This is a genomic window from Flavobacterium sp. ACAM 123 (genome assembly GCF_000264055.1).
GTDB lineage: Bacteria > Bacteroidota > Bacteroidia > Flavobacteriales > Flavobacteriaceae > Flavobacterium.
Genome location: NZ_AJXL01000047.1, coordinates 23,073 through 29,072, shown reverse-complemented (window position 1 = coordinate 29,072; position 6,000 = coordinate 23,073). Strand labels below are relative to the sequence as shown.

At 35.5% G+C, this 6,000-nt stretch carries 4 protein-coding genes; all 4 read left to right on the top strand.

Translation table 11 applies throughout. From position 1 onward, the window contains the following. The first annotated feature begins 116 nt into the window (after positions 1-116). From A3SG_RS0110260 to A3SG_RS0110245, 4 genes are read left to right on the top strand one after another with little or no spacing between them, the layout of a single operon-like run. Complete coding sequence (locus tag A3SG_RS0110260; protein ID WP_016989934.1) at positions 117-932, top strand: hypothetical protein; 816 nt, start codon at positions 117-119, stop codon at positions 930-932. Positions 933-988: 56 nt separating this feature from the next. Next, the gene (locus A3SG_RS0110255; protein WP_029596733.1) at positions 989-1,528 is read left to right on the top strand and encodes a DUF4402 domain-containing protein; all 540 of its coding nucleotides are present in this window, start codon (positions 989-991) and stop codon (positions 1,526-1,528) included. Further along, the gene (locus A3SG_RS0110250) at positions 1,529-4,528 is read left to right on the top strand and encodes a hypothetical protein (protein ID WP_016989932.1); all 3,000 of its coding nucleotides are present in this window, start codon (positions 1,529-1,531) and stop codon (positions 4,526-4,528) included. It begins immediately after the preceding gene. A gap of 48 nt (positions 4,529-4,576) precedes the next feature. After that, the gene (locus A3SG_RS0110245; protein ID WP_016989931.1) at positions 4,577-5,953 is read left to right on the top strand and encodes an ice-binding family protein; all 1,377 of its coding nucleotides are present in this window, start codon (positions 4,577-4,579) and stop codon (positions 5,951-5,953) included. Positions 5,954-6,000 lie beyond the last annotated feature (47 nt).

Genomic DNA, 6,000 nt, shown 5'->3' with positions numbered 1-6,000 from the left:
ATATAATGTTACTATAAATTACAATTAAAAAGTATACCAAAATAGATTAGAAGAATATACTTTTCGGGGATATTCTTTTTTTTTATTTTTACAGCTTAGAATAAAGAGCAAGTATAATGAAAAAAGTAATATTCGTACTGTTATGCCTATTAGGTAGTTTTTCTTCAATTAGTATTTATGCACAAGGTGATTTATATGTTACTCCTAGTAGAGTTATACTGGAAGGTAGGAATCAGAAAGCAATTTTAAGTGTTGCCAATACGGGAAAGGAAACCGCGACTTATTCCATTTCTTTTGTAGAAAGACGCATGAATGAGGATGGTAGCTTTACTAGTATTGAGATACCAGACAGTGGTGCACCATTTGCGGCCCCCTATCTAAGAATTTATCCTCGTCAAGTGACTTTGGGTCCTAATGAAGGACAATCTGTCGTGCTTCAGGTAAGACGATCCACTACTATGGCTGACGGAGAATACCGTTCCCATCTTTACTTTCGCTCTGAAAAAGACTATGTCGCTCTTGGGGAAGATGTTAAAGATAGTATTGCATCAGTTAGTGTAAAACTAATTCCTATTTTTGGTATCAGCATTCCTATTATAGTTCGTTCCGGAAACGTTATTTCAACTGCTACTTTAAGTAATTTAGCAATAAATTTAAAGAATCAAAAAAAGGAAATCACTTTTACTATAAATAGGGAAGGGAATGGCTCCGTCTACGGAGACTTAAAAGTGGAGTATATCCAGCCCAATAAGAAGCCTGTTGAAGTGGGAGCTGTTAATGGGGTAGCCGTCTATACCAATATAAATAAACGAAAAATGACTATTGACCTTAGTGCTAATCTTGGATTAAAAATCTCTAAGGGTGTACTAAAAGTGAGTTATTTAGAAAGAGACACACAAATACCAATAGCAGAAGCTGAAATTAGCTTGTAATTCAACTTATGCTTTTGATAAAGATTAGAGAGCTAAACCCTATTTAATTCTGAGAGATGGAGAAATCAAATTTATATACTTCAAGTTTAAAGCTGACTTTTTTTATCTCAGTTTTATTTTTATGTATGTCGGTTTCTTACTCCCAGCCTTCATTGCCGTCCAGATCTTTAACTGTTAATGCAACACAAGCACTGAGTTTTGGAACATTTGCTCTTTCAGGTGGAGGAGAAGGTGTTCTCACCGTCGGGACAGATGGATATAGAACAGCGATTCAAAATGTATATCTTTCTGAATTAACACCTAATGCCCAACCGGCTGTTTTTGAAATAAAACTATGCCAAGGAAGGAATGTGAGAATAACCTACGATACCGCAACCGTATTAACCCGCATAGGTGGGGGAGCTATGAGATTGGAACTTGGCCCAGCTAAAAGAGAAGGGATAGCGAATGAATTGGAAAATGGCGATTCATTCCCTAGCCAGAACAACTGCAATTTTATTACAATACTTCGTGTAGGGGGTACACTACGAATACCATCAAATTCTCTGGGCGGAATTTATACTGGTGATTTCAACATTACCTTTGACCAAGAGTAAATGAATTATTATTACATACAAAAACATTTTTCTTTTGATTTTTTGCCCCGTGGGGTTCAAACTAATGCAACTTGGCTACTGTACTGTATGTTTTTCATTTCTTTTTCAGTGTCAGGTCAGAATGAATTCAAAAAAGAGGACCACTTAAAGCCTTTAAATAATTTTGATATTGTTCCAGTAGAAGTTAATGTTAGTGGTGCTTTTGTGTTTGAAACAGATATTATTATTACAGACACTGCTGTTTTATACTTAAATATTGAGGAACTTTTTAATAACTTAGGGATATTTATAAAAGTGGACAATAACCGGAAGTTGATTAATGGTTTTATAGACACTGAAGCTAAAAAGTATACAATTGACGTAGAAAACAGTCAGATTAGTATAGGTACAAAAAATATCAGGTCATTAAACGGTATTGTGCAAATTATGAATACAACCTATATAGAATCAAATTTGCTAGCCGAGGCATTTGGTCTCCGTGTTGTATTTAATAGTCGTTCCTTGTCGATAAAACTAGACTCAGATTTTGAACTCCCAAAGCTAAAGCAAGAGCGGCTAGAAAATATGCGTGATAATATTTCAAAGCTTCAATCGAATTTGATAGGTGTCAGCGATACCATTGTTGGTAGAAAATATCATATTTTTAAAGCCGGTACACTAAATTGGGCAGCAAGTACTTTTGAAACTTCCGAAGTGCCTATTGCCAGTAATTTTGGTTTGAGTTTGGGTAGTGAGTTCCTGTATGGAGAAACCAACTTGTCTTTTTTTATTAGCTCTCAAAATAAATTTGATACTAGACAACTTCAGTATAATTGGCGTTGGGTTGACAATGAAAAAAAATATATTAAACAGGCACAAGTCGGAAAAATTTATAGTCAAAGTATAGCATTTCTTAGCGCTCCATTAGTAGGTGTTACCTTCACCAATTCTTCCAACGCAGTACGAAAAGCGAAAGGGAACTACATTATCAGTGAATATACAGAGCCAAACTGGACAATTGAGCTATATATAAATGACGCTTTAGTCGATTATACTGCTGCCGATGCTTCAGGTCTATTTTTGTTTAAAGTTCCTATTGTATATGGCTATAGTGCTTTAAAATTAAAATTTTATGGACTTTTAGGAGAAGAGCGCGTAGAGGAGCGAACTATGAATATCCCCTATACTTTCATGCCTCCTAAAGTTTTGGAATACAATGTTGCTGCGGGTATTTTAGAAGATGAGAAATTAAGTCAATATGGGCGTGGAGAATTCAATTATGGATTTAGTAGATTTGTAACTATTGGAGGAGGTGTAGAATACTTATCCAGTATAGCGGAACGTCCGGTAATACCTTTCGCAAATGTAGCTTTTCAGCCATTTTCACAGATAGTTGTCAATATGGAATATGTTCATAACGTAAGCATGAAGGGTTTAGCAAACTATTATATAGGAAAAAGTGCCTTTTTAGAATTAGACTATCGAAAATATGTGGAAGGACAAGTAGTCACACTAAATAGAACAAAAGAGGAGCGGAGTATTCGATTTTCCTTCCCCTTAAAATTGAGTAAGATAGCAGGAAATATAAGAGTAAGTTATAATCAGTTTGTGTACAGTACATTTAATTATAATTCGCTCGATGCTATTTTTTCTGGTCGCTATAGAAATTACTCAGCTAATGCATCTTTATCTTCTAACTGGATTAGTAATCGTGACGTATTTTTGACCTCCAATTTGACACTCTCCTATAAAATGACAAATGGTTTAATAATACGACCTTTAGTTGAGTACAATATTTCAGACAATCAACTATTGCGTTATAGCGTAGGTCTTGAAAAAAGAGTAGCCAAAATGTCACTTTCGGCATCCTATATAAGGAATGCTCAGAATAATACAAATAATTTTTTATTAAGTTATAGTTATGATTTTAATTTTGCACGTGCTTATTCTTCAGCAGCTTATAATAATAAAAGATTTAATTTTGCTCAGAGTGCACAGGGAAGTTTAGCCCTTGGAGGTGATAACGGATGTGTTAAAGTAGGAAACAATTCGGCCATTGGGAAAGGCGGTATTTTAATGTACCCGTTTCTTGATTTGAATCAAAATGGTAAAAAAGATCCGGGAGAAAAAAATCTTTTTGTAGAAAACGTAAAGATATCAAATGGCCAGGCTATCACAAGTAAAAAAGATTCAATTGTTAGAATCTCCGACCTAAGTTCTTTTATTGATTATAAAATAGAATTTCTGGATGCCGATTTAGAAAGTATTTCCTGGAAATTTGAGCATAATAGTTATTCCGTTTTAGTAGATCCTAATCAGTATAAAAAAGTAGAAGTGCCTATTTTAGTGATGGGCGAAGTAAGTGGCATGGTTTATTTAAATACAGAAGAAAACTTAAAAGGACTGGGCCGTGTCACTGTTCAAATCTATGATGCCCAAGGTAAAAAAGTAGCGGAAACCCTGAGTGAGTCAGATGGATATTTTAGTTATCTGGGGTTAAAACTAGGGAAATATTCAGTTCTTGTGGATGAAGAGCAATTGAAGAAACTAGATTATCAGTCCACACCAAAAGCGCATGAGGCTTTTATAAAGATTACGGAGTATGGAACAATAGTGGATGGACTGGATTTTAATATAAAATCAATAGATCAAGAAGTTTTGAATGAAAATGCTGAAACTATAAAGCCTGATAGCATTGCTATTTCTTCCATTATAGACCAGCATGTAGCAAGTCATTTCAATACTTCTTTTGGTGAAATATTGGATCAAGAAGGACTTTTTTATAGTGTTCAGATAGGGGTCTTTAAAAATTATGTACATTCGGAACATCTTTTAAAGTTTGCGCCAGTGTTTTATGAGTTTTTATCAGATAGAATGATCAGATATATTTCAGGTAAATACGATTCGAAAAATGAAGCTAAAAAAGCCAGAAATAAAATTATCAGGAAAGGAGTAAAAGACGCTTATATCGTTAAATATAACAATAGTAAAAAGATTGATACCGCTACAATTAGGAATTAGTCAAAAACGAACTAAAAAGATTTTTGAACCCGTCTTAAATAAAATCATATGAAAAATAAAATATCCCTCATCAATTACTACGGCAACGGAAATGCTGTATTAAAAATGAATTATAAAAAAGGATTAGCATCATTGCTTGTAATGCTAATCTTGAGCTTCAGCGGTACTTCACTTTATGCTCAATCAATGGGTATTAGCAACACTTTGATCACCCCTGATCCCTCATCCATTCTTGAATTAAGAACAACAAGCAAAGGAATGCTCATCCCTCGGATGACAACAACGGATAGAGATGCCATCAGTACACCCGCTAATGGGTTGATGATGTACAATACAGAAAGCAAGCAGTTCAATTTCTATAACGGAAGTGCTTGGGTTGCTTTGCTATCTGGTAGTAGCTCCCTTTCTGTAAATTCTGGTTCAACTCTTTCCACCTCTTCTACTACAGATGTTGTACTTGACGGTATGAGCAAAACAGTACAAGATGCAGGTACCTATTTAGCCCTTTTTAATGGTCAAGTTATTATACCCGTAGCTTGGAATTCTGTTGGTTTTAGCACTGCAACCGCAAAATCAGATTTGAACTTAATTTATACCAACATTACAGATATACCAGTAACCAATACGACACATGCTCTAGCTTTTGGTAGTGGCGAAGTTCTTTTACCAGGGGTTTACACCATAACAGGTGCAATATCTATAGCAGGTATACTAACTTTAGACGGGCAAGGCGATGCCAATGCCTTATTTATTATTAGAGGAAGTGCAGCATTTAATACAGGGGCTGGTGTCACTGTTAATTTGATAAACGGCGCATCGGCTGAAAATATTTATTGGGTAGCTAATGATGCAATAGGCTTAGGAGCTAACACTACTATTCAGGGAACTTTGTTTTCTAATAGTGCTGCCATTGCAGCAGGTGATGGTTGTATTGTAACTGGAAGATTACTAACGAAGGGTGGTGCTCTCGCTTTTGGAGGTGGTGAACTTTCATTGCCTCTAAATGATTCTTCCATAGATTTTAGATCACTAGATACCTTTATTATGTTTACGGGTGGTGGTGGAATTGCTAATACTGGCGTTTCCACTTATACGGGGGATATAGGGACTAATGCAGGAGCTATCACAGGATTTGGAACAGCCGCTGTTGACGGAACAATATATCAAGCAGGGTCAACTACTACCGTTACAGAGGTTAATCATAAGGCGACTTTTAGTCTTTATAAAAATGGCGTTTTAATTCTAAATTCCAGTAGAACAAGAACTCACAAAAATAATCCATCAGATGTTTCTTTGCAGGGCGTCGCCAATGCGGCAGCAGGAGATACTATAGATGTGAGATGGAAAATTGACCAGCAGCCTTCTGATTTGACTGGTATAAGTGTTAACAATCGAATCTTAACTTTAGTTAAGTTGGATAACTAACAAAACAATACTAGTAGTGCATGCAACAAGAAAAGCAGCTCGCGCTA